This window comes from Actinoplanes sichuanensis, from assembly GCF_033097365.1.
Taxonomy (GTDB): Bacteria; Actinomycetota; Actinomycetes; order Mycobacteriales; family Micromonosporaceae; genus Actinoplanes; species Actinoplanes sichuanensis.
Map to the genome: position 1 here is coordinate 7,618,502 of NZ_AP028461.1, position 23,930 is coordinate 7,642,431.

The 23,930-nt window shown below is 70.1% G+C and carries 25 protein-coding genes; 9 read left to right on the forward strand and 16 right to left on the reverse strand.

Annotated elements, in window-relative coordinates:
- Positions 1-18: 18 nt before the first annotated feature.
- Positions 19-618 (reverse strand): LysE family transporter, encoded by a 600-nt coding sequence (locus Q0Z83_RS34930; protein ID WP_317787507.1) that lies wholly within the window; start codon positions 616-618, stop codon positions 19-21.
- 271 nt (positions 619-889) lie between these two features.
- Between Q0Z83_RS34930 and Q0Z83_RS34935 the strand changes: the two genes are divergently transcribed.
- The 3 genes from Q0Z83_RS34935 to Q0Z83_RS34945 all read left to right on the forward strand — a co-directional run bounded on the left by Q0Z83_RS34935 (position 890) and on the right by Q0Z83_RS34945 (position 3,720).
- Positions 890-1,573 carry a histidine phosphatase family protein gene (locus Q0Z83_RS34935; RefSeq protein WP_317787508.1) on the forward strand — a complete coding sequence of 228 codons (684 nt, stop codon included), beginning with the start codon at positions 890-892 and terminating at the stop codon, positions 1,571-1,573.
- Between the two features lie 61 nt (positions 1,574-1,634).
- Positions 1,635-2,930, forward strand: coding sequence for an MFS transporter (locus Q0Z83_RS34940; RefSeq protein ID WP_317787509.1), 1,296 nt, complete (start codon positions 1,635-1,637; stop codon positions 2,928-2,930).
- A gap of 40 nt (positions 2,931-2,970) precedes the next feature.
- Positions 2,971-3,720: an alpha/beta fold hydrolase gene (locus tag Q0Z83_RS34945; protein WP_317787510.1), complete on the forward strand. Its 750-nt coding sequence runs from the start codon at positions 2,971-2,973 to the stop codon at positions 3,718-3,720.
- On the opposite strand, the gene Q0Z83_RS34950 is transcribed toward Q0Z83_RS34945, so the two are convergent.
- The 10 genes from Q0Z83_RS34950 to Q0Z83_RS34995 form a co-directional block, all read right to left on the reverse strand.
- Entirely contained in the window at positions 3,689-4,549 is an 861-nt protein-coding gene (locus tag Q0Z83_RS34950) for an LLM class flavin-dependent oxidoreductase (protein WP_317787511.1), read from the reverse strand. The two genes, Q0Z83_RS34945 and Q0Z83_RS34950, sit on opposite strands and share 32 nt — an antisense overlap.
- Before the next feature lie 200 nt (positions 4,550-4,749).
- A complete protein-coding gene (locus Q0Z83_RS34955; RefSeq protein ID WP_317787512.1) occupies positions 4,750-5,505 on the reverse strand; it encodes a maleylpyruvate isomerase family mycothiol-dependent enzyme in 756 nt (251 codons plus the stop codon).
- A gap of 69 nt (positions 5,506-5,574) precedes the next feature.
- Positions 5,575-6,021, reverse strand: coding sequence for a metal-sulfur cluster assembly factor (locus tag Q0Z83_RS34960; RefSeq protein ID WP_317797194.1), 447 nt, complete (start codon positions 6,019-6,021; stop codon positions 5,575-5,577).
- Positions 6,022-6,217: 196 nt separating this feature from the next.
- The gene (sufU, locus tag Q0Z83_RS34965) at positions 6,218-6,673 is read right to left on the reverse strand and encodes a Fe-S cluster assembly sulfur transfer protein SufU (RefSeq protein WP_317787513.1); all 456 of its coding nucleotides are present in this window, start codon (positions 6,671-6,673) and stop codon (positions 6,218-6,220) included.
- Positions 6,673-7,902 carry a cysteine desulfurase gene (locus Q0Z83_RS34970; RefSeq protein WP_317787514.1) on the reverse strand — a complete coding sequence of 410 codons (1,230 nt, stop codon included), beginning with the start codon at positions 7,900-7,902 and terminating at the stop codon, positions 6,673-6,675. The genes sufU and Q0Z83_RS34970 overlap by 1 nt, the downstream gene beginning before the upstream one ends.
- A 10-nt stretch (positions 7,903-7,912) precedes the next feature.
- Positions 7,913-8,671 carry a Fe-S cluster assembly ATPase SufC gene (gene sufC, locus Q0Z83_RS34975; RefSeq protein ID WP_317787515.1) on the reverse strand — a complete coding sequence of 253 codons (759 nt, stop codon included), beginning with the start codon at positions 8,669-8,671 and terminating at the stop codon, positions 7,913-7,915.
- Positions 8,668-9,000, reverse strand: coding sequence for a Rieske (2Fe-2S) protein (locus Q0Z83_RS34980; protein WP_317787516.1), 333 nt, complete (start codon positions 8,998-9,000; stop codon positions 8,668-8,670). The genes sufC and Q0Z83_RS34980 overlap by 4 nt, the downstream gene beginning before the upstream one ends.
- Positions 8,990-10,117, reverse strand: coding sequence for a Fe-S cluster assembly protein SufD (sufD, locus tag Q0Z83_RS34985; protein WP_317787517.1), 1,128 nt, complete (start codon positions 10,115-10,117; stop codon positions 8,990-8,992). Before sufD ends, Q0Z83_RS34980 begins: the two co-directional genes overlap by 11 nt.
- Before the next feature lie 46 nt (positions 10,118-10,163).
- A complete protein-coding gene (gene sufB, locus Q0Z83_RS34990) occupies positions 10,164-11,585 on the reverse strand; it encodes a Fe-S cluster assembly protein SufB (protein ID WP_317787518.1) in 1,422 nt (473 codons plus the stop codon).
- Positions 11,582-12,304: a helix-turn-helix transcriptional regulator gene (locus Q0Z83_RS34995; RefSeq protein WP_317787519.1), complete on the reverse strand. Its 723-nt coding sequence runs from the start codon at positions 12,302-12,304 to the stop codon at positions 11,582-11,584. The genes sufB and Q0Z83_RS34995 overlap by 4 nt, the downstream gene beginning before the upstream one ends.
- Positions 12,305-12,418: 114 nt before the next feature.
- Here Q0Z83_RS34995 and Q0Z83_RS35000 point away from each other — a divergent pair, with 114 nt between their 5' ends.
- Positions 12,419-13,408, forward strand: coding sequence for a COX15/CtaA family protein (locus Q0Z83_RS35000; RefSeq protein ID WP_378078810.1), 990 nt, complete (start codon positions 12,419-12,421; stop codon positions 13,406-13,408).
- Positions 13,409-13,579: 171 nt separating this feature from the next.
- Here Q0Z83_RS35000 and Q0Z83_RS35005 read toward each other — a convergent pair whose 3' ends face one another.
- The 3 genes from Q0Z83_RS35005 to Q0Z83_RS35015 form a co-directional block, all read right to left on the reverse strand.
- Positions 13,580-14,458, reverse strand: a complete 879-nt coding sequence (locus Q0Z83_RS35005) for an ATP-grasp domain-containing protein (protein ID WP_317797195.1) — start codon at positions 14,456-14,458, stop codon at positions 13,580-13,582.
- Entirely contained in the window at positions 14,458-14,751 is a 294-nt protein-coding gene (locus Q0Z83_RS35010; RefSeq protein ID WP_317787521.1) for a hypothetical protein, read from the reverse strand. The genes Q0Z83_RS35005 and Q0Z83_RS35010 overlap by 1 nt, the downstream gene beginning before the upstream one ends.
- Before the next feature lie 199 nt (positions 14,752-14,950).
- Positions 14,951-15,904, reverse strand: a complete 954-nt coding sequence (locus Q0Z83_RS35015; protein ID WP_317797196.1) for a heme o synthase — start codon at positions 15,902-15,904, stop codon at positions 14,951-14,953.
- A 265-nt stretch (positions 15,905-16,169) separates the two neighbouring features.
- Here Q0Z83_RS35015 and tkt point away from each other — a divergent pair, with 265 nt between their 5' ends.
- The 5 genes from tkt (at position 16,170) to pgl (ending at position 22,810) form a co-directional block, all read left to right on the forward strand.
- Positions 16,170-18,284, forward strand: a complete 2,115-nt coding sequence (tkt, locus tag Q0Z83_RS35020; RefSeq protein ID WP_317787522.1) for a transketolase — start codon at positions 16,170-16,172, stop codon at positions 18,282-18,284.
- Between the two features lie 38 nt (positions 18,285-18,322).
- Positions 18,323-19,426 carry a transaldolase gene (tal, locus tag Q0Z83_RS35025; protein WP_317787523.1) on the forward strand — a complete coding sequence of 368 codons (1,104 nt, stop codon included), beginning with the start codon at positions 18,323-18,325 and terminating at the stop codon, positions 19,424-19,426.
- Positions 19,427-19,498: 72 nt separating this feature from the next.
- Positions 19,499-21,016, forward strand: a complete 1,518-nt coding sequence (gene zwf, locus Q0Z83_RS35030; RefSeq protein WP_317797197.1) for a glucose-6-phosphate dehydrogenase — start codon at positions 19,499-19,501, stop codon at positions 21,014-21,016.
- Positions 21,013-21,996, forward strand: a complete 984-nt coding sequence (locus Q0Z83_RS35035; protein WP_317787524.1) for a glucose-6-phosphate dehydrogenase assembly protein OpcA — start codon at positions 21,013-21,015, stop codon at positions 21,994-21,996. Before zwf ends, Q0Z83_RS35035 begins: the two co-directional genes overlap by 4 nt.
- Before the next feature lie 67 nt (positions 21,997-22,063).
- Positions 22,064-22,810 (forward strand): 6-phosphogluconolactonase, encoded by a 747-nt coding sequence (pgl, locus tag Q0Z83_RS35040; protein ID WP_317787525.1) that lies wholly within the window; start codon positions 22,064-22,066, stop codon positions 22,808-22,810.
- 73 nt (positions 22,811-22,883) lie between these two features.
- Here pgl and Q0Z83_RS35045 read toward each other — a convergent pair whose 3' ends face one another.
- On the reverse strand, positions 22,884-23,330 hold the full coding sequence (locus Q0Z83_RS35045) for a hypothetical protein (protein ID WP_317787526.1): 447 nt from the start codon (positions 23,328-23,330) through the stop codon (positions 22,884-22,886).
- A complete protein-coding gene (locus Q0Z83_RS35050) occupies positions 23,327-23,902 on the reverse strand; it encodes an RNA polymerase sigma factor (protein ID WP_317787527.1) in 576 nt (191 codons plus the stop codon). The genes Q0Z83_RS35045 and Q0Z83_RS35050 overlap by 4 nt, the downstream gene beginning before the upstream one ends.
- Positions 23,903-23,930: the final 28 nt, after the last annotated feature.

The window sequence follows — 23,930 nt, forward strand, 5'->3', positions numbered from 1 at the left end:
GGGCCGACCCGGCGGTCGTCAGATGGTCAGCAGGCGTAGGGCCAGGATCGCGATCACCAGACTGGAGACGAGAGCGGTGATCAAGCGGCCCCGGTCGCCGGTGAGCGCGCGCCCGATCAGGGAACCGCCTCCGGCGATCAACAGTTGCCAGCTCGCCGAGGCCAGGAAGGCCCCGATCACGAACCAGATTCCGCCGCCGGCACCGCCACTGGCGAGCACCAGGGCCGCGAAGTAGATCACGGTGGCCGGGTTGAGCAACGTCAGGGCCAGGACTCCGACGAAGGCGCGGAGTGCCGTCGCCGGGCGCTCGTCCCGTTCCGTGACACCGGGCCGGCGGACGGCTCCCCAAGCGGTCCAGCCGGCCAGGACCAGCAGAACCGCGGCTCCCAGAACGCGCAACGGCGTCTCGACGGGTGCGATGAACCCGGCCACCGCGGCTCCCCCGACTACCGCGATCAGCGCATAGACGCCGTCCGCGGTGGCCGCGCCCAGTCCGGCGGCCGCACCGATCCGCAGTGATGTTCGTGCGCTGAGCCCGGCGATCAGGACACCGATGGCGCCGACGGGCACGGCGATGCCGTAGCCGGCGACCACGCCGGCCAGGAACGCCCCGCTCATGACCGCTGCCGTGGAACCGCCGTCCGGTCGGCGGCCGTCTGCTGTCGCGCGGCCCGATCGGCCACGGCGACAGGGACGGCAGGGCGGGGCTTCAACTCGGTCACGCCCACATCCTGTTCCCCGCCACCCCGCCCGGCCACCGATTTTCCGGGGTCCCGACGCCTCGAGACGGCGGCATGGCGGGCGACGGATGGCCGGTTGTTCATCACGGGAGGTTTGGAGGTGGTTTCTGAGCGTGACCGGAAGGCGGTCCGCTCGGTAGGGTCGGATCATGGTCGCTGAGCTGATTCTGGTCCGGCACGGGCAGAGCCTCGCCAATGTCGCCTTCCCCGCCGCCGACGCGGAAGGGCTGATGGAAGCGGTCGTCAGCGGCCGCGATGCCGAGGTCCCACTGACCGGAACGGGCGAGGAGCAGGCCGCCGCGGTCGGCCGCCGGCTGGCGGCCCTGCCGGCGGACCGCCGCCCACAGGTGGTGATCACGTCGCCGTACCTGCGGGCCCGGGAGACCTGGCGGATCGCCGCCCAGGACCTGGATCTGCCGGAACCGACCACCGACGACCGTCTCGTCGACCGCCTGATGGGCGAGTTGGAGCTGCTGACCAGAGCGGCGGTGGCGGCGCGGTTCCCGGGCGAGGCGGAACGCCGGGCGCAGGCGGGCGATTTCGAGTACGTGCCGCCGGGCGGGGAGTCGTTCGCGGACATCGCGGTCCGACTCAAGTCCTTTCTGGACGATCTGCACGCCGACCATCCGGGTGAGCGGGTGATCGTCGTCGCGCACGACGCGGTGGTGCTGATGATGCGGGCCGTCATCGAACAGCTGGACTGGGATGGGGTGATCGCCGTGGAGAAGAGTTCGGGAAGTGTGCGCAACGCCTCGATAACTCGCTTCGACGGTTCTTCGGGTGTGCTCAAGCTGGACCGATACAACGTGATCGACCATCTGCCGCCGGCGTGACACCGGCCCAGACATCGATGACTGTCTTGCTTTGGATCGCCGGGAAAATTAGGTTCGGTCAGTGCCCGTCGCCATTGCCTCCCGCGGGCCGACCCGCCCGCCCGTCACGGTGAACCGTCAGCTGGGCGCTCTTCTCACCGCCGAGGCGCTCTCCATGCTCGGCAGTCGGATCACCTTCGTGGCCGTACCGTGGCTGGTCCTGACCACCCAGGACTCGGCGTTGCTGGCCGGCCTCGCCGGTCTCGCCGAAATGCTGCCGTATGTGCTGGCCGGCCTGATCGGTGGCCCGATCGTGGATCGGGTCGGGCCCCGCCCGACCGCGGTGGCCGCGGACACCGCGAGTGTTCTGGCGGTCGCCGGCATTCCGCTCGTCGCCTACTGGGAGGGCGTCTCGCTGAGCGCCCTGCTGCTGCTGATCGCCGTGGCCGGTGCGCTGCGCGGGTTCGGCGACGCGGCGAAACGGGCGCTGCTGCCACGGACGATCGCGGCGGCCGATCTCTCCACCGAGCGAGGCACCGCGATGTACGACGGCGTCTGCCGCGCGTCGACGCTGGTCGGGCTGCCGCTGGCCGGGGTGCTGATCGCCGCGTTCGGCCCGGCGGCGGTGCTGCTCTTCGACGCGTTGTCGTTCGCGGTGAGCGCGATCATCATCGGGTTGCTGGTGCGGGTCGGCTGCGCCGACGCCGCGGCTCGGGCCGAAAGCGAGCGGCAGGGGTACGCGGACGCCCTGCGCGACGGCTTCCGCTGGGTACGTTCGGACCGGCTGATACTGGGAATCATGTCGATGCTGTTCGCCACGAACATGTTCGACCAGGCGTTCGCGACCGTGTTCGTGCCGGTGTGGGTGCGTGCGGGCCCGCACGGCCCGGCCGCTCTGGGGGTGATCGGCACCGCCTTCGGTCTAGGCGCGGTGGCCGGCAACATCCTGTACACGGTGGTCGCTCCCCGACTGCCACGACGGATGACGTTCGGCCTGTGTTTCTTCCTGGGCGGACCGGCACAGCTGCTGGCGCTGGCACTGACCGATCGGGTGTGGACGGTGCTGGTGACGGCGGCGATCGCGGGCGCACTGATGTCGACGGTCAACCCGATCCTGATGGCCGAGGTGTACCGCCGGATCCCGATCCACCTTCAGGGCCGGGTGATCAGTGTGCTGATCGCGGTCTCCTGGGCGGGCATCCCGTTCGGCGGGGTGGTCGGCGGCTGGGCGACCGACCGGTTCGGGCTGCAGACGGCGGCCCTGATCGCCGCGGTCGGCTATCTGGCGGTCACCGTCTCCCCGTTCCTCTTCCCGGCCTGGCGCGAACTCGACGCCCGTCCCCGCTCGGAGGCGAAGCCGGCGATGGTGGCGGCGTAAAGATCGGCGGAGAAGCTACGCACCGGCTACGGTCACGTCGATGACTCTCGACTTCGACGTGACCGGCGACGGCCCGGCCGTACTTCTGCTGCATTCGACCGTCTGCGACCGCCGCATGTGGGATCCCCAGGTGGCTGCGCTCGCCGCCGCCGGCCATCGGGTGGTGCGCCTGGATCTGGTCGGCCACGGCGGCACCCCGGTGCCGACCGGGCGTTTCGACGAGGCGGCCACCGTGGCCGAACTCCTCGACGGGCTCGGCATCAACGAACTGGCCCTGGTCGGCGCATCCGGCGGCGGCCGCCTGGCCCTGGAGTTCGCCGCCCGTCAGCCGGACCGGGTGACCGCGCTGGCTCTGCTCTGCACCGCGTTGCGCGGCCACCCGGGCAGCCCCGAGCTGGAGGCCTTCGACGAGCGTGAGGAGGCGCTCCTGGAGGCGGGTGACGTGGCCGGCGCCGTGGACCTGAACGTGGATCTGTGGCTCGGCCCGGAGGCCGACGACGCGACCCGGGAACTGGTCCGGACGATGCAGCGGCATGCGTTCGACGTGCAGCTGGCCGCCGAGGACGTGGCGTACGAGCCGGTCCGCACCGACCCCGACCTGTCCCGGATCGCCGCACCCACACTGCTGGTGACCGGCGCCCACGATCTGCCCGACTTCCGGGAGATCGCCCTGCACCTGGCCGGTGTGCTGCCACGGGCCCGGCATGTGGAGCTGGAGTGGGCCGGTCACCTGCCGAGCCTGGAGCGCCCCGAGGCGGTCAACGAGCTGCTGCGGGACTTCCTCGCCTGACCGCGGCGACCTCGGCGGCGAACCGCACGAACCCCTCCGGGTCGGGATCGTCCGGGGCCGGTTGCAGGACCACCGTGTCCGCGCCGGCCCCGGCCCACCGCTCGACCTGCTCGGCGACCGCGTCGACGCCGCCGGTGACGGCCCGGTCCGCGATGGTGTCGTAGCCCCAGCGGACCCGCTCCCCCTCCAGCCGGTCGGCCGATCCGGGGCCGGTCGCGGTGTGCAGGTAGACGACGAGTGGGGTGTCGCCGATGACGGCGCGCGCCGCCCGTACGTCATCGGGGGTGTTGCCCGCGCTGATGATGACGCCGTCGCCGATCTCGCCGGCCAGCCGTAGGGTCTTCGGGCCGGAGGCGCCGACCAGGACGGGCGCGGCCGCTGTCGGCGGCCAGTCCAGGGCGACGCCGTCGAGATGCACGTAGCGCCCGTCGACTGTCACCCGCTCGCCCGCGAGCAGCCGCCGCAACGCGGTGACGTGCTCGCGGAGCAGGGTCATCGGCGAGGCGGCACGGGCACCGACCTGACCCATCCAGTCCTGCACGCCGTGACCGACGCCGATGTGCGCCCGGCCCGGGAAGAGCCGGTGCAGGGTGGCCAGCTCCATCGCGGCGATCGCCACGTTGCGCAGCGGCACCGGGAGCAGGCCGACTCCGACCTTGAGCCGGTCGCTCCAGGCGAGCGCCGCCGCCATGGTGGCGACGCCGCTGGTCAGGAAGCAGTCCTCCCAGAGCCACAGCTCGTCGAGCCCGGACTCGTCGGCGGCCTCGACGACTCCGCGCAGGCGGTCCGGCGGCAACTGCGGCAGGGCGATGGCTCCTAGAACGGTCACGCTGGCACCCTCTCCTCGTGGGACGTGATCCACCGGCACAGCTGGTGCGGGTCCAGCCTCGCGAACCAGGAGGTGACCGGACGGCGTTCGTACCGTTCCATGCCTACCAGGAATGCCGGCGGACAGTGTCACCGGACAGCCCGGTGGCGGGACACGTGGTCCGTTGGGCCGGTGACCGGACTGGAGACGATGCTCGCCGGCTAACCCGCCTTGCTCCACTCGGTGAGCTCTCCGGCGACCGACCGGTCACCGTCGACCCGGACGTCGACCAGGGGGATGCGTCGGTAGAGCGCCAGGACCAGGTCACTCGCGGTGGCCTGGATCCGGGTGACCGGCTCGCCACTGGCCGGCGGGTCGGCCTTGGCCCCGGATGGGGAGAGATCAAGCGTCCAGGACGGGCCCTCGATCGCCTGGAACGCCACCCGGGCGGGCCGGTGTGGCCACGCGCCGAGCGAACCCAGGCCGACCTGGAGAAACTCGCTGACCCCGTCGACCGCGACGGCGGCCGGCAGCGGCTCGGCCCGGCCGATCGACTCCTGTGCGTCGTAGGCGTGCACGGCCGCCTCCTGCACCTGATGGCGGGCGACCGCGGTGGAGGTCAGCGGGGCGTCGGAGGCGCCCCACCACGTCCAGCAGGGTGCGCCGGGGCCCGCGTCACGCAGGGCCGCCAGCAGCAGCGCGGTCGAGGCGGCCGACCACTCCAACAGGTCACCGTGGGGCTCCCGGTCACCGAGCTGGTCGGCCGACGGCGGCCCGGACTCGTCACCGGCGGCGACCGCGGCGGCCCAGAAGCGGTGCACGGCGCCCAGGTGGGCGACCAGATCGGTGATCGACCAATCGGGGCAGCCGGGGACGGTGACGGACAGATCCGGGGCGGCGGCCACGGCCTCTCGGAACGCCGCCGACCGTCCCTCGATCAGAGCGAGCAGCTCGGGAAAAGGCGGTGTCGAAGTCATACCCGGTTTCTATCACCGGGGTACGACAAAGGGCGGCCGCATGATCGCGGACCGCCCTCACGTCGTACTTCAGACGTTGAAACCGAGAGCCCGAAGCTGGTCCCGGCCGTCGTCGGTGATCTTGTCGGGGCCCCACGGCGGCAGCCACACCCAGTTGATCCGGAAGTCCTGCACCAGGCCACCACCGGGGCCGGTCGTCAGCGCCTGACGGGTCTGGTCCTCGATGACGTCGGTCAGCGGGCAGGCCGCCGAGGTCAGCGTCATGTCGATGGTGACCACGTTGTCGTCGTCCACGTGGGTGCCGTAGACCAGGCCCAGGTCGACGACGTTGATGCCGAGCTCGGGGTCGACGACATCCTTCATCGCCTCCTCGACGTCCGCGATCGACGCCTTCTTCACGTCGGTCTTCGGCGCCTCTTCGACGTCGGCGGGCGTCCCGGCCTCCGCCTCGGCGGTCTCGACCGGGGCGGCCTCACCGGACGGCGCAGCGGCGACGCTCACCGCCGGCGTCTCCACCGGCTCGCCGGCCTCGGCCGCGGCGGCCCGCTCCTCGGCCAGCCAGTTCGGCACCTCTTCGCCGTCGCCGGGGGCGGCGCCGGAAGCCGGAGCCGAGGCGACGGTCCGGGCAGTATCCAAAGCTTCAGTCATGCTGTGCCTCCTTCGGGCGTGCCCATCTGGCCCTCGTATACGCGGTTGTCGGTCGGTTCGGCGGTCATGCCTTCACCTCGGGGCTCACGCCGACGTCCACACCGGCGCGCGCCGCGGCGTCCTTGAACGCCATCCACGGCAGCAGCGCGCACTTCACCCGGGCCGGGAACTTGGCCACCCCGGCGAAGGCGATCCCGTCGCCGAGGACCTCCTCGTCCGGTTCGACCTGGCCGCGGCTCTGCATCAGCTCCACGAACGCGTGGTGGATCGCCGAGGCCGACGCCGCGTCCTTACCCTCCAGCAGCTCGTGCAACACCGAGGCCGAGGCCTGGCTGATCGAGCAGCCGAGACCGTCGTACGAGATGTCGCCCAGATCGGCCGACACCCGCACGGTGATCTCGTCACCGCAGGTGGGGTTGACGTGGTGCGCCTCCCCGTCGAACGGGTCCCGCAGACCGCGCCCGTGCGGGTTCTTGTAGTGGTCGAGGATGATCTCCTGGTACAGACCGTCGAGCAGCATCAGCCGAACACCTTCCGGACCTGGTCGAGCCCACGCGCGAGCGCGTCGATCTCCGCCGTGGTCGTGTAGAGGTAGAACGAGGCCCGGGTCATCGCGGGCACGCTGAATCGCGAGCACACCGGCCGCGCGCAGTGGTGCCCGACCCGCACCTCCACGCCGAGCGCGTCCAGGATCTGTCCCACGTCGTGCGGGTGTACCCCGTCGACGCCGAACGACACCGTACCGCCGCGGCCCTCGATCGTCGCGGGACCGAAGATCCGAACTCCCGGCACCGACGAGAGCGCGTCCAGCGCGTACCGCGTGATGGTCTGCTCGTGCTCGTGGATCGCCGCCATGCCGAGCCCGGTCAGGTAGTCGACCGCCGCGCCGAGGCCGATGGCCTCGGTGATCGGCGGGGTGCCGGCCTCGAACCGCGCGGGCGGCGCGGCGAAGGTGGTGCCGCCCATGGTGACCGTCTCGATCATCGACCCGCCGGCCAGGAACGGCGGCATCTGCGCGAGCAGATCGAAGCGCCCCCACAGGACACCGATGCCGGTCGGGCCGAGCATCTTGTGACCGGTGAACGCGATCAGGTCGGCGCCGAGCGTCGACACGTCGATGGGGAGATGCGGAACGGACTGCGAGCAGTCCAGCATCAGCAGAGCGCCGACCGCGTGCGCCCGGGAGGCGAGCCCGGCGACGTCGTTGACCGTGCCCAGCACGTTCGACATGTGCACGACCGAAACGATCTTCGTTCGTTCGGTGATCAGCTCGTCGAGGTTCGACTCGTCGAGCCGACCCTCGTCGGTGATGCCGAACCAGCGCAGAGTCGCGCCGGTCCGCTCGCAGAGCAACTGCCACGGCACCAGGTTGGAGTGGTGTTCCATCTCGGAGATCACCACCTCGTCGCCGGGGCCCAGGCGCAGCATCTGACCCAGCGAGTACGCCGCCAGGTTGATCGCCTCGGTGGAGTTCTTGGTGAACACCACCTCGTCCGGGCTCGCCGCGCCGATGAAGGTCGCGATGCGGGCCCGGGCACCCTCGTAGGCCTCGGTCGACTCGGTGCCGAGCGTGTGCACGGAGCGGGACACGTTGCCGTTGTACCGCTCCTGGTGCGCGCGCATGACGTCGAGCACCTGAACCGGCTTCTGCGAGGTGTTGGCGCTGTCCAGGTAGACCAGCGGGTGGCCGTTGACCTCCCGCTCGAAGATCGGGAAGTCCTTACGGACCCGCTCGACGTCGAAGCTCATCAGTGACCTCTCAGGCCTTGACCAGGTACTTCTTGTAGCCCTCGGCCTCGAGCTGCTCACCGAGCTCGGGACCGCCCTCCTCGACGATCCGGCCGCCGACGAACACGTGCACGAAGTCCGGCTTGATGTAGCGCAGGATCCGGGTGTAGTGGGTGATCAGCAGGAAGCCGGTCGCCCCGGTCGCGCGGACCCGGTTGACGCCCTCGCTGACGATCTGCAGCGCGTCGATGTCGAGGCCGGAGTCGGTCTCGTCGAGGATCGCGATCTTCGGCTTGAGCAGCTCGAGCTGCATGATCTCGTGCCGCTTCTTCTCACCACCGGAGAAGCCCTCGTTCACGTTGCGCTGCGCGAACGCGGGGTCCATCTGCAGCTTCTCCATGGCGCCGCGCAGCTCGCCGGCCCAGGTGCGCAGCTTCGGCGCCTCGCCGTCGATCGCGGTCTTCGCGGTACGCAGGAAGTTCGCCACCGAGACGCCGGGGACCTCGACCGGGTACTGCATGGCCAGGAAGAGGCCGGCCCGGGCGCGCTCGTCGACGCTGAGCTCCAGGATGTCCTGGCCGTCCAGGGTCACCGAGCCACCGGTGATCTCGTACTTCGGGTGGCCCGCGATGGAGTAGGCGAGCGTCGACTTGCCGGAGCCGTTCGGGCCCATGATGGCGTGCGTCTCGCCCGACTTGATGGTGAGGTCGACCCCGGCGAGGATCGGCTTCAGCTCGCCATCCGGCAGCTTCACCGAAACCTGCAGGTCGCGGATCTCCAGGGTGCTCACGGCTCTACTCCATTGCTAGGTGTCGTCGAAACGTAGATTTCGCCGTCGCGGATCTCGACGGGGTAGACCGCCACCGGGCTGAAGGCCGGCGGTCCGGAGGGTTGGCCGGTGCGCAGGTCGAAACGGGAACCGTGCAACCAGCACTCCAGCGTGCACCCGTCCACCTCCCCCTCGGAGAGCGCCACGGAGGCGTGGCTGCACTCGTCGCGGACGGCGTAGAAGTTGTCGTCGTCGGCGTGCACGACAGCGATCTCGACACCGTCGATCTCCACCTGGAGAGCGGTGCCTTTCGCGATGTCGGTCACCGGGCCGACATTCTCAAAAGCCACTGTCGACCAGCCGGGCCTCGATGGCGTCACCGAGCCGCTCGCGCAGCGCCTCGGCGGGGATCTTGTTGATCAGCTCGGCGAAGAAGCCACGGACGACCAGCTTGCGGGCCTCGGACTCGGGGATGCCGCGGGCCATCAGGTAGAAGAGCTGCTCGTCGTCGAAACGCCCGGTCGCGCTGGCGTGCCCGGCGCCGGCGATCTCGCCGGTCTCGATCTCCAGATTGGGTACGGAGTCCGCCCGCGCCCCATCGGTGAGGAGCAGGTTCCGGTTGATCTCATACGTGTCGGTGCCGGTGGCGGCGGCCCGGATCAGCACGTCGCCGACCCAGACGGTGTGCGCCGACGAGCCCTGCAGCGCGCCGCGGTAACCCACGTAGCTGCGGCAGTCCGGAACGGCGTGGTCGACCAGCTGGCGGTGCTCGTGGTGCTGACCGGAGTCGGCGAAGTAGAGACCCCACAGCTCGGCGTCGCCGCCGCGTCCCGCGTACTCCACCGAGGTGAACTGGCGAACCAGGTCGCCGCCGAGGGTGACCTGCACGTGCTGGACGCGGGCGTCCCGGCCGACCTTGAACTTGACGTGCTGCGCCTGGACCGCGTCGCGGTCCCACTCGGCGAGCGTCACGAAGGTCAGCTGCGCGCCGTCGCCGATCACGACCTCGACGTTGTCGGCCAGCGTCACCGAACCGGTCTGCTCCAGGACGATCGTCGCCTTGGCGAAGGCGCCCACCTTGACGTAGGTGCGTGCGGCCGCAGCGTCGCCGCCCTTGCCGACCAGCCGGATGACCACGGCCTCGGCGGGCTCGGTCTCGGGCGCCACCTCGATCAGGGTGACACCGGCGGCCGAGCCGTACGCGAGAGCGCTGACCCGGTCGAACGGGGTGAGCACCGACTCCACGCCGGCCGCCGTCGACACCGTCACGCCGGCGGGCAGGTCACCGTGTTCCACGGAAGGGGCCGCCCCGCTCAGCGACGTGGCGGTGACCAGGTCACGCAGGCGCTTGAGCGGGGTGAAACGCCACTCCTCCTCCAGGCCGTTGAGGGCCGGGAAGTCGGCGACGTCGAAGGAGCGCAGCACCTGCGACTTGGTGCTCGGCGGGGCGATGGCCTCGGTAGTCATTTCGTCCTTTAGTCCGCGTTTACTCAGGGGATGGCCGCGCGGGTGATTAACCCACGGCCCCTTCCATCTGGAGCTCGATGAGGCGGTTCAGCTCCAGCGCGTACTCCATCGGGAGCTCCTTGGCGATCGGCTCGATGAAGCCGCGCACGATCATCGCCATCGCCTCGTCCTCGGTCAGGCCCCGGCTCATCAGGTAGAAGAGCTGGTCCTCGCTGACCTTGGAGACGGTCGCCTCGTGGCCCATGTTGACGTCGTCCTCACGGATGTCGACGTACGGGTACGTGTCGGACCGGGAGATCGTGTCGACCAGCAGCGCGTCGCACTTGACCGTGCTCTTCGAGTGCGACGAACCCTCCAGGACCTGGACCAGACCGCGGTACGACGTACGGCCACCGCCCCGGGCGATCGACTTGGAGACGATCGTCGACGAGGTGTGCGGCGCGGCGTGCACCATCTTGGCGCCGGAGTCCTGGTGCTGGCCCTCGCCGGCCATCGCGATCGACAGAACCTCACCCTTGGCGTGCGGGCCGGTCATGTACACGGCCGGGTACTTCATGGTCACCTTGGAACCGATGTTGCCGTCGATCCACTCCATGGTCGCGCCCTCTTCACAGGTGGCGCGCTTGGTGACCAGGTTGTACACGTTGTTCGACCAGTTCTGGATGGTCGTGTACCGCACCCGGGCGTTCTTCTTCACGACGATCTCGACGACCGCGGAGTGCAGCGAGTCGGACGAGTAGATCGGCGCCGTGCAGCCCTCGACGTAGTGCACGTAGGAGCCCTCGTCGGCGATGATCAGGGTCCGCTCGAACTGGCCCATGTTCTCCGTGTTGATCCGGAAGTAGGCCTGCAGCGGGATGTCGACGTGCACACCCTTCGGCACGTAGATGAACGAGCCGCCGGACCAGGTCGCGGTGTTCAGCGCGGCGAACTTGTTGTCGCCGACCGGGATCACCGTGCCGAAGTACTCCTGGAAGATCTCCGGGTGCTCCTTGAGCGCGGTGTCGGTGTCCAGGAAGAGCACACCCTGCTCCTCCAGGTCCTCACGGATCGCGTGGTAGACGACCTCGGACTCGTACTGCGCGGCGACACCGGCGACCAGGCGCTGCTTCTCCGCCTCCGGGATGCCCAGCTTGTCGTACGTCGCCTTGATGTCCTCCGGCAGCTCCTCCCACGAGGTGGCCTGCTTCTCGGTGGACCGCACGAAGTACTTGATGTTCTGGAAGTCGATGCCGGTCAGGTCGGCGCCCCAGTGCGGCATCGGCTTGCGGTCGAACAGCCGCAGACCCTTGAGCCGGAGGTTGAGCATCCACTCCGGCTCGCTCTTCAGCTCGGAGATGTTGCGCACCACGGCCTCGGACAGACCGCGCTGCGCGGCAGCCCCGGCGACGTCGGCATCGGCCCAGCCGTACTCGTACTTGCCAAGAGCGGCGAGGTGCTCTTCCTGAGTGACGATCTGGTCAGTCATGTATCTGTCCTAACCGTGATGGCGGTGGTGGCGTGCGGCGCGGGGATGTGCGTGGTGCACACCCCGTCGCCGTGCGCGATGGTGGCGAGGCGCTGCACGTGGGTGCCGATGAGCCGGGAGATGACTTCGGTCTCGGCGTCGCACAGCTGAGGGAACTCGGCAGCCACGTGAGCCACCGGGCAGTGATGTTGGCACAGCTGCCCGCCGGACGCGATCGTCGAGGCGTTGGCAGCGTAGCCCTCGGCCGTCAGCACCTCGGCGAGAGCCTCGGCCCGGGCGATCGGATCGCGGCCGGCCACGTCCAGAGCCGCTCGGCAGCGCTCCTCGAGCGCCTCGACCTGGGCGGCGGCGAAGGCGGAGACCGCCTCCGGGCCGTGCTGCTGGGAGATCCACCGCAGCGCGGCGGTGGCGATGCCGTCGTAGTGATGCGGATTGAGGTCCTCGCGGGCGGCGGCCGTCAACACGAACGCCTTCGCCGGGCGGCCCCGGCCACGCGGCTTGTTCTGGCGCAGCTCACGAGTCTCGACGAGGCTCTCGGCGAGCATCGCGTCGAGATGCTTACGGATGGCGGCGGGGCTCAGACCCAGCGCGGCACCGAGCTCGGCCGCGGTGGTGGCGCCACGCTTCAGAAGCAGCTGCGCGACGCGGTCACGGGTGCGCCCGTCGGCCGCGGCGGCCGGAGCCGTCACGCCGATCTGGATCAGCACCTCGTTTTTCACTACGCCAACGTTACGTATTTCATTCGGGGCCTGCAAACCGGCCCCCGGTGATCCACCCCACCGCCTGCCGGAGCTGCAAAGATCAAGATCAGCAGCGAGCGTACGATGCGCGGGGTGAAGTCCTCCACGGCGCCCCTTGCGTCCGCTTTCCTGGCCTCCCGCCCCGTTCAGTGGTGCGGATCCTCGTTGCGCGGGCTGGCGCTGGCCTCGGTGGTCGCCAACATCGGCATCATCGTCACCGGCGCCGCGGTCCGGCTCACCAAGTCCGGGCTGGGCTGCCCCACCTGGCCCCGGTGCACCGACGACTCCTACGTGTCGACGCCCGAGATGGGGATCAACGGAGCCATCGAGTTCGGCAACCGGCTGCTCACCTTCGTCCTGGTGGCGATCGCCGTGGCCTGCTTCCTCGGCGCGCTGGCCCGGCGTCGGCGCTCACTGGTCAGGCTGTCGGTCGCGGTCGCGCTCGGGATCCCCGGGCAGGGCGTGATCGGCGGCATCACGGTGCTCACCAACCTCAACCCGTGGGTGGTCGGGCTGCACTTCATCCTGTCCGTCGCGTTGATCACCGGGGCGTTCGCGCTGTGGCGCCGGGTGGACGAGGGTGACGGCGACCCGGTGCCGCTGGTCCCGGCCCCGCTGCGGCAGCTCGCTCGGGTGGTCACGGCGGTCGGTTTCGCGGTGATCGCGGCCGGCGTGGTGGTGACCGGCAGCGGGCCGCACTCCGGTGACCAGGGCGCCAAGCGCAACAACCTCGACCCCCAGCAGGTCTCCCAGATCCACGCCGACCTGGTGTTCCTGCTGATCGGCCTGACCGTGGCGCTGTGGTTCGCGCTCCGCGCGGTCGACGCCCCGGCAGCCGCGATCCGCGCCGCCGCGGTGCTCTTCTGGGTCGAGATGGGCCAGGGGCTGATCGGCTTCGTGCAGTACTTCACCCACCTGCCGGTCCTGCTGGTCGCCGCCCACATGCTCGGCTCCGGCCTGGTCTGGGTGGCCACCCTGTCGGCGCTGTGGTCGCTGCGCGCCCGCCCGGTGGTCCCCGCCGCCGGGCCGGCCCCGACCGCCACCCCGGCCGAGGCCACCGCCGACCCGGTCCCCACCGCCTGACGCCACCCGACCGTCGGTCTTGTGACGCTGCGACTGCTCCGGACAGCGCGACCTCGCCACGCGGCGCGGGCAGGAGACACGCGGCGCGGGCAGGAGACACGCGGCGCGGATAGGAGAACAGCGTGGTGACCGGCGGCCCGGAACGGACCGTGGGTCACCACGCTGATTCGGTCAGATGCGGGCGAGAATCGCGTCGGCGAGCCGCTCGGCCGCGCCCGGCGCATGCAACAGGAACAGTGCCGGCTCGGTGAGCTCCAACTCGATGAGCATCGGCGCGCCGTCCGGCCCGGGGATGAGGTCGACCCGGGCGTACAGCAGACGCTTGTCCCCGCCGGGCACGGCGGTGAGGACCCGGGCGGCCAGGTCCAGTTCAGCCGGGGACGGTGTCCGCGGGGTGATCCGCTCGGAATCGATGTCCACCTTGACGTCACCCCGGGCGGCGAGCATCGCGCCCTTGCGGATGCCGTGGCTGAACGTCAGCTCACCGGTCTCGTCCGGAGTGCACAGCACCGCGGTCTCCCCGGCGGTGTCCACCGCGGACAGGTAGGGCTGGACCATCGCGGTCCGCCCGCCGCCGGTGAGTCGGGTGACGTGCGCGACGGCCTCCGCGGCCTGTCCGGGGAGGAGGTACCGGGCGGTGTCCCGGCTGCCGGCGCTGATCGTCGGCTTGACCACCCACTCACCGTCGGCGGGTGGCGTCCAGCTCTGACCCGGCCCGACATACTCGGTCGGGATGATCGGGATGCCGGCCGCCGCGAGGTCGCCCAGATACCGCTTGTCGGTGTTCCAGGCGATGATGTCGGCCGGGTTGGCCAGCCGCGGGACGGACCGGGCCCAGGCGACGAACGCGTCGGGCCGGTCGGTGTAGTCCCATGGGGACCGGATGACCACGAGGTCGTAACCGGACCAGTCGGCCTCCGGGTCGTCCCAGCGCACCGCCTCGACGACCAGGCCGCGTGCGCGCAACGCGTCACGCAGCGGATGGTCGTCGTCCCACAGGTCGGGGAAGGCTGCGCAGGTGACGAGCGCGACCCGGGAGTCACGGCCCATCAGCGGGCCATGCTCCGCCGCGACATCGAACGCCACAGGTCGTTGCTGGGCCGCATCTGCTCCAGGAGCTCGCGCTCCCACTCGTTCTCCACCTGGACGCCGGCCTTGTCGCACGCCTCACGGGCGACACCGGTGTCCTGGGCGAACTGGTCGGACCACTCGCCGTCCTCTCCGACGAGGACGATCCGGGCGCCGCGCTTACCGACGTACTCGATCACCGCCTTGGCGCCGCCGTGTCCGGCGGCGAAGGACTTGATCGAGGAGGTCAGTGTCGTAACGGAACCTTCTGCCATGGTGCGCAGCCTAAGCAGTCAAGGACGCCACGGTGTGCACCCTGATCGGTTTTTGTGACTCCAATTACCTGCAGGTTTCAACATTCGAGTAGATGTTATGAGCAGGTAACGTACGAATTGTTCCGCCGCCCGGAATCCGCCCTTCGAGTGACGGACAGTGATTCACAGTGCTGACAATCCGGGCATCCTGTGCGACTGGTCAAATCAGAGCGTCAACCGCGACGGCCATGAAGACCACCGTGAGGTACGTGATCGACAGGTGGAACAGGCGCATCGGCTTGACCGCCGTGCCACCGCCCGCTCCCCGCGCCAGCCGGATCGCCTCGACGAGGAACACGGCGCCCATGATGATCGCGGTGACCCCGTAGATCGGCCCGAGACCGAGCGGCCACGCGGCGAGCGAAGCGGCCACCGTGAGGACGGTGTAGAGGATGATCTCGAAATTGACCCGCTTCATCGAGCGGACCACGGGCAGCATCGGGATGCCGGCCCGGGCGTAGTCCTCCTTGTACTTCACCGCGAGCGCGTAGAAGTGCGGCATCTGCCAAAAGAAGACAATCGCAAAAAGCGCCCATGCCATCGGCGGGATGGTGTTCGTGACGGCGGCCCAGCCGATCACCACCGGAGCGGCGCCACACACTCCACCCCAGAACGTGTTCGCGGGCGTACGACGCTTCAGCCACATGGTGTAGATGACGTCGTAGTAGAAGATGGAGAACGCGGTCAGCGCGGTGGCCAACCAGTTGGTGAGAAGCGCCATCAGGGCGACGGAGATCACAGCCAGTGTGAGGCCGAAGATCAGCACGGCACGCGGCGTCATCTGGTTCGCCGGCAGCGGGCGTCGTTTGGTGCGCCGCATCAGCTCGTCGATGTCGCGGTCGATGTAGCAGTTGAGCGCGCTCGCGGCGCCGCCCGCCAGACCGCCACCGACCAGCACGGCCGTGAATGTGACCGGGTCAGGCCACCCCTGGGCGGCCAGCATCATGGTCGGCACGGTGGTGACCAGGAGCAGTTCCACGATCTGCGGTTTGGTCAGGGCGAGATACGCCCGGAACACCGCGACCCAGCTCCGCCGGGCCTCGACGCGCTCAGCGCGACCGGGGCGATCGGCACCGCCGGGCGTCCGCCGTTGGACGGGACGCTCGGTGATCATGCTCACGGACAGCCACCTTCCGGCATCGCCTTTATTTCGCGGCCGTTAATCGGGTGATGACCCGGCCGCCAACCCGGACAGCCTACGCGTAGCCGTTGATGCTGCTCGGGGCACCCGGCACGGGTGCATGCGGTCACACCCGTTGAACCGGCGTGTCCGCTCACAGCGTATGTGCCTAGTGCGTTCGCTGCGCAGACGTTTAGCCCGACTGGATAGGGTCAAGCCGAAAAGGGTTCCATTATTTTGCCCGAGGAGCAGAACCGACGTGGCTGCCACAGATCCCGCTCTCAACTGGTCCGACCTCGACCGCAAGGCGGTGGACACCACCCGGGTCTTGGCCATGGACGCCGTGGAGAAGGCCGGCAACGGCCACCCCGGTACCGCCATGAGCCTGGCCCCGGCCGCCTACCTGCTGTTCAACCGTGTCATGCGGCACGACCCCACGGACCCGGAGTGGGCGGGACGCGACCGCTTCGTGCTCTCGTGTGGTCACTCCAGCCTCACCCTTTACGTACAGTTGTTCCTCAATGGTTACAGCCTGTCGCTGGATGACCTGAAGGCGCTGCGCCAGTGGGACTCGCTGACCCCGGGCCACCCGGAGTACGGGCACACCCCCGGCGTCGAGATCACCACCGGCCCGCTGGGCCAGGGCATCGGCAACGCGATCGGCATGGCCATGTCGGCCCGCCGTGAGCGCGGCCTGTTCGACCCGGACGCCCCGGCCGGCGAGTCGCCGTTCGACCACTACGTCTACTCGATCGCCTCGGACGGCGACATCGAGGAGGGCGTGAGCCACGAGTCGTCGGCCATCGCCTCGGTGCAGAAGCTCGGCAACCTCGTCGTGATCTACGACGACAACGAGATCTCCATCGAGGACGACACCCGGATCGCCAAGAACGAGGACGTCGGCAAGCGCTACGAGGCGTACGGCTGGCACGTCCAGACGGTGAACTGGCGCGGCTCGGACCCGTACGTCGAGGACGTCGAGGAGCTGTACGCGGCGATCCAGGCCGCCAAGGCGGTGACCGACAAGCCGTCGTTCATCGTGCTGAAGACGATCATCGGCTACCCGGCGCCGAAGAAGCGGAACACCGGCAAGATCCACGGTTCCGCGCTGGGCGCCGCCGAGATCACCGCCACCAAGGAGCTGCTCGGTTTCGCCGACGAGCCGTTCGCGATCGACGACGAGGTCGTCAAGCACGCGCAGCAGGTCGTCGAGCGTGGCCGCGAGGCCCGCGCCGCCTGGCAGGAGAAGTTCGACGCCTGGGCGGCCGGCAACGCCGAGGGCAAGGCGCTCTTCGACCGTCTCGCCACCCGCTCCCTGCCGGACGGCTGGCACAAGGCGCTGCCCGAGTTCCCGGCGGACGCCAAGGGCCTGGCCACCCGCGCCGCGTCCGGCAAGATCCTGGAGGCGCTCGCCCCGGTCCTGCCCGAGCTGTGGGGCGGTTCCGCCGACCTGGCGGAGTCCAACAACACCACGATGAAGGGCGAGCCGTCCTTCATCCCGGCGGAGTACGCGACCAAGGAGTTCCCCGGTCACGAGTACGGCCGCACGCTGCACTTCGGCATCCGCGAGCACGGCATGGGCTCGATCCTCAACGGCATCGCGGTGCACGGCGGCACCCGGCCGTACGGTGGCACGTTCCTGGTCTTCAGTGACTACATGCGTGGCTCGGTCCGGCTCTCCGCGCTGATGAAGCTGCCGGTCGTGTTCGTGTGGACGCACGACTCGATCGGTCTCGGCGAGGACGGCCCGACGCACCAGCCGATCGAGACGCTGACCGCGCTGCGCGCCATCGTCGGCCTCGACGTGGTCCGCCCGGCCGACGCCAACGAGACGGCGTACGCCTGGCGTGGCGCCCTGGAGCACACCGACCGTCCGACCGCGCTCGCGCTGTCCCGGCAGAACCTGCCGACGATCGACCGCTCCAAGTACGCGTCGGCCGAGGGCACCCTCAAGGGCGGCTACATCCTCTCCGAGGCGACCGGCGGCACGCCGCAGGTGATCCTGATCGCCAGCGGCTCCGAGGTGTCGATCGCGCTGACCGCGCAGGAGCGCCTGGAGGCCGCCGGCACCCCCACCCGAGTGGTGTCGATGCCCTGCCAGGAGTGGTTCTTCCAGCAGGACGTGGCATACCAGCAGCAGGTTCTGCCGCACGGTGTGAAGGCGCGTGTCACCGTGGAAGCGGGTATCCGGATGAGCTGGGACCGGATCCTCGGCGACGCGGGCGAGGCGGTCAGCATCGAGCACTACGGCGCCAGCGCCCCGGCCGCGGTTCTGTTCGAGCAGTTCGGGTTCACCGCTGACAACGTCGTCGCGAAGGCCCACGCGTCCCTGGCCAAGGTCGGCGAGATCACCGGCCACAAGACCGGTAACTGACTTCTACTACTGCGTCACTCATTCAGGAGTTGAGGGAAATGACCGACAGACTGGCTGAGCTCTCCGCCCAGGGCGTCGCGGTGTGGCTCGACGACCTCTCCCGGGTGCGGCTGACCAGCGGCTCGCTGGACAAACTGCGTACCGAGCAGCACGTGGTCGGCGTGACCACGAACCCGAGCATCTTCCAGAAGGCGCTGTCCGACGCCGACGCCTACGACGAGCAGGTCCGTGACCTGGCCGTCCAGGGCGTGACGGTGGAGGAGGCGATCCGGCTGATGACCGCCAAGGACGTCCGCTGGGCCGCCGACGTGTTCCGCCCGGCGTACGACGCCTCCAACGGCATCGACGGTCGCATCTCGATCGAGGTGGACCCGCGCAAGGCGCACGAGACCGAGTCCACCGTCGCCGAGGCGAAGACCCTGTGGTGGCTCGTCGACCGGCCGAACCTGTACATCAAGATCCCGGCGACGCTGGCCGGCCTGCCCGCCATCACCCAGGTGCTGGGGGCGGGCATCAGCGTCAACGTCACGCTGATCTTCTCGGTCGAGCGGTACCAGGCCGTGATGGAGGCGTTCCTGGCCGGTCTCGAGCTGGCGAAGGTGAACGGCCACGACCTTTCCAAGATCGGCTCGGTCGCGTCGTTCTTCGTCTCGCGCGTGGACAGCGAGGTGGACAAGCGCCTCGACAAGATCGGTTCGGACGAGGCCAAGGCTCTCAAGGGCAAGGCGGCCATCGCCAACGCCCGGCTCGCCTACGAGGCGTACACCGAGGTCTTCGGCACCGACCGCTGGAAGGCCCTGGCCTCGGCCGGCGCCCACCCGCAGCGCCCGCTCTGGGCGTCCACCGGCACGAAGAACCCGGAGTTCCTGGACACGATCTACGTCGAGGAGCTGATCGCGCCCGGCACGGTGAACACCATGCCGGAGTCGGTCATCTTCGCGTACGAGGACCACGGCACCACCCGCGGCGACACCGTCACCGGCAACTTCGCGGACGCCCACCAGGTCTTCACCGACCTCACGGCGGTCGGCATCGACTTCGCCGACGTGTTCAAGGTCCTCGAGGACGAGGGCGTGGAGAAGTTCGAGCAGGCCTGGAACGAGCTGCTCGAGAACGTCGCGAAGACACTCAAGGCCGCGTAAGCGCTGAATGACGGAGCGGCCTGTCCGGTGGACAGGCCGCTCCGCACCCTCCAGAACTGGCAGGATGGGAACGTGGGTAATCCGCTGCGCACCGCACAGGACCGTCGGCTTCCGCGGATCCCGGAGCCCTGTGCTCTGGTCATCTTCGGGGTCACCGGTGACCTGTCCCGTAAGAAGCTCATCCCGGCCGTGTACGACCTGGCCAACCGCGGTCTGCTTCCTCCCGGTTTCGTGGTGGTGGGCTTCGCCCGCGCCGACTGGGGCGACGGCAGCTTCGAGTCCCTGGCCTACGCGGCAGCCAAGAAGGGCGCCCGGACGCCCTGGCGTGACGACGTCTGGCAGCGCCTCTCCGAGCGATTCCACTTCATTCCCGGCTCGTTCGACGACGACGACGCCTTCGACAAGCTCGCGGCCACGCTGGACGAGTTGAAGGAGCGCAACGGCATCGCCGGCAACGCGGCCTTCTACTTCTCCATCCCGCCGGCCGCGTTCCCGCTGGTCCTCAACCAGCTCAACCGCACCGGCATGGCCGACCCGTCGAAGACCGGCGGCTGGCGCCGGGTCGTGGTGGAGAAGCCGTTCGGCCACGACTTCCAGAGCGCCGTGCAGCTCAACCAGCTCGTCGACGACGTGTTCATCCCGGAGGACGTCTTCCGGATCGACCACTACCTCGGCAAAGAGACCGTGCAGAACATCATGGCGCTGCGCTTCGCGAACAGCCTGTTCGAGCCGGTGTGGAACTCGAAGTACGTCGACAGTGTGCAGATCACCATGGCCGAGGACGTCGGCATCGGCACCCGCGCGGCGTTCTACGACGCCTCCGGCGCGGCCCGCGACGTCCTGCAGAACCATCTGCTGCAGCTGCTCGCGATGATCGCCATGGAAGAGCCGACGAGCTTCGACCCCCAGGAGGTACGGGCGGAGAAGCTCAAGGTCCTCAAGGCGATCAGCCTGCCGCCCGACATCAGCACCGGCTCCGTCCGCGGGCAGTACCTTCCCGGCTGGGTGGCCGGCGAACGTGCCGTCGGGTATCTGGAGGAGCCGAACATCCCGGCCACCTCCACCACCGAGACGTACGCCGCGGTCCGCCTCGGCATCCAGAACCGGCGCTGGGCCGGCGTCCCGTTCTACGTGCGGGTCGGCAAGCGGATGCCCCGGCGGGTCACCGAGATCGCGATCCTGTTCAAGCGGGCGCCACACCTGCCGTTCGACCCGGCCGACGTGGAGATGCTGGGCCACAACCAGCTGGTCGTGCGGGTCCAGCCGGACGAGGGCGTGGTCCTGAAGTTCGGCTCCAAGGTGCCCGGCACCTCGATGGAGGTCCGGGACATCGCGATGGACTTCCAGTACGGCGAGGCGTTCACCGAGTCCAGCCCGGAGGCGTACGAGCGGCTGGTCCTGGATGTTCTGATCGGCGACCGGACGCTGTTCCCGGACGCCGCCGAGATCGAGCAGTCCTGGCGGGTCATCGACCCGCTCGAAGCCGCCTGGGCGGGACAGAAACCGGAGCCGTACCGGGCCGGCGAGTGGGGCCCGCGGGCCTCCGACGAGATGCTGGCGCGCGAAGGCCGTACCTGGAGGCGGGCATGATCGGTCTGTGGGACACCACCGGCAACGAGGTCGTCAAGGCTCTGGCCGCGGAGCGGCGCAGCGCCGGTGGCGTGGCCTCCGGTCTGGCGCTGACGCTGATCGCGGTGGTCGAGGAGAAGAAGGTCCGGGAGGCCGAGGCGGCGGCCACCATCGCCGCCGCGGCGCACCCCTGCCGGCTGCTGATCGTGGTCCGCTCCGACATGGAGGGCCGCAGCCGGCTGGACGCGGAGATCGTCGTGGGCGGGCGTCTCGGCCCGGCCGAGGCGGTCGTCATGCGGATGTACGGCCGTCTCGCGCTGCACGCCGAGTCGGTCGTGATGCCGCTGCTCGCCCCGGACGTCCCGGTGGTCACCTGGTGGCACGAGGACCCGCCGAACATGATCGCCAACGACTTCCTGGGCGTCGTCGCGGAACGCCGGATCACCGACAGCGCGCAGGCAGCCGACCCGGTGGCCGCGCTCAAGCAGCGGGCCGTCGACTACGCGCCGGGTGACACCGACCTCACCTGGACCCGGATCACGCTGTGGCGGACCCTGGTGGCCGGCGCTTTCGACAGCACCGAGGCCCGGGTCGTCGGCGCGCGCATCGTGGCGCCGGACCGGGACCCCACCGCCTGGCTGATGATGGGCTGGCTCAAGTCCCGCCTCGGCATCGAGCCGACGATGGAGCACACCGACCGGGCACCGCGCCTGCACTCGGTGGAGCTGCAGTGCGAGAACGGCGACTGCGTCCGGGTCACCCGCGAGGAGGGCACGGCGCTGTTCAGCCGGACCGGCCAGGAGGACCGTTACATGCCGCTGCCGAAGCGGCCGGTCGGGGACGAGCTGGCCGAGGAGCTGCGCCGGCTCGACGCCGACCAGATCTACGCGGACGCGCTCGGCGCCATGGCCGGTCTGTCCGGTCTGGACCACCGCAACCCGGCGCGGGTGCACGTCTGGAAGGATCCGGCTCTGGCCGCGATCGCCAGTTCCGCTGCCTGACACCTACACATCGGGGCCGTCCGTCGCACTGCGGCGGGCGGCCTCGCACATTGAGGGAGAGACCCCATTGAGTGAGACCGTGGTCGTGGTGGTTCCGGACGCCGACATCCTGGCGTCCACGGTGGCGGCACGGCTCGCCGTCAAAATCATCGACGCGCAGGCGGTGCACGGTACGGCGAGTGTGGTGCTGACCGGCGGCCGGGTCGCCGCGAAGGTGCTGCGCTCGGTCCGGGAGCTGCCCGCCGCCGCGGCGATCGACTGGTCCCGGGTGGACCTGTGGTGGGGTGACGAGCGGTTCCTGCCGTCCGGCGACCCGGACCGCAACGAGACCCAGGCCCGCGAGGCGCTGCTGGACAAGCTGCCTCTCGACCCGGCGCGAGTGCACGCGATGCCGGCCTCCGACGGCCCGGACGGCGAGGACGCGGTCAAGGCCGCCGCCCGGTACGCCGCCGAACTCGCCGCCGCGGCCGGGCCCGGTGCGTCGGTGCCCCGCTTCGACGTGCTGATGCTCGGCGTCGGTGAGGACGGGCACGTGGCGTCGCTCTTCCCGGGGCACCCGGTGCTGGCCGAGACCGGTACCACGGCCGCCACCTTCGACAGCCCGAAGCCGCCGCCCACCCGGGTCACGCTCACCGTGCCGACGATCCGGAGCGCCGACGAGGTGTGGCTGATCGCCGCGGGGCCGGACAAGGCCGCCCCGATCGGCACGGTGCTGTCCGGCGGGGACCTGCCCGCGGCGAGCGCGACCGGCGTACAGAAGACGCTCTGGCTGCTGGACCAGGCCGCCGCGGCGAACCTGCCCGCCCAGCGGTGACCACCGGTGTGGTGACCTGCGACTCGAAACGCCGGTCACCACACCTACCGCGAGCGCGGCGTGCGGTGCGGCGTCAGGACGGACCGGCGGCCGGGGTCGCCGCCGGCGGCAGGTCCGCGGTCTTCCCACCGGGGGTGGCCTCGGGCACGCCGGTGACCGGTTTCGTCGCCGCCGACCGGGACGGAGTGAGCGGCGCGGACGGCGGAAGCGACGCCTCCGGCGCGGGCCTGGTCGTCGAGAGGGACGGCGGGACCGGGGTGGACGGCACCGGTGGCGCGGTGACGACCGGATCGGCGGGCTGGACCGGCGCGGGATCGGGTGCGCCCGGCCCCAGCGTCACGGTCAGCGCCACCGCGGCGATCGCCACCCCGACCGGTAACGGCAGCCAGCGCCACAGGCGCAGCCGTTTGCGCGGCACCGCCACCGTCGGCGGCACCCCGAACCGCAGCCGCTCCTGCGTGATCTGACCGGCCCGGGCGACCAGCGCGCTCCGCAGCCGCAGTTCCAGATCGTCGGTCACCGGTCCCCCATTCGTGCTCGCAGGATGGACAGCGCACGGTGCGCCGTCGACTTGACCGTGCCGCGGGAGACCCGCAGTGTGTCGGCGATCTCCCCCTCGGAGAGCTCCGACCAGTAACGCAGGACCAGGACCTGGCGCTGCCGGGCGGTCAGGCCGCGCAGCGCCCGCAACATCTCCCGGTCACCGACCCCGAGCAGCGCCTCGTCCTCCGCCGCCGGAACGTTCTCCGGCGGCGGAGGAAGATAGGCCCGGGCGGTCCGGCGGCGGCGCAGCGCGGACCGAGCCGCGTTGGTCACCCCGGTGATCAGGTACGCGTTCGGATCCGTCACCCCGCGCAGGTCGGGCCCGTGCCGCCGGTAGAGCGCGGTGAACACGTCCTGCACGATGTCCTCCGCGGTGGCCAGGTCGTCGACCATCAGCACCGCCAGCCGCACCATGCTGAGCCGCCGGCTGTGGTAGAGCTCGTTGATCGCCGGCGGCGACTCCGGGGTGCCCCGACCGGCCGCTCGCACACCGGCGGAGACTCCGCGCAGCCAGGCGAGCAGCGAAGGGAACGGCAGAACAGAGATCACGGGCGCCCCGGGGTGGTGTGGAGGGAAG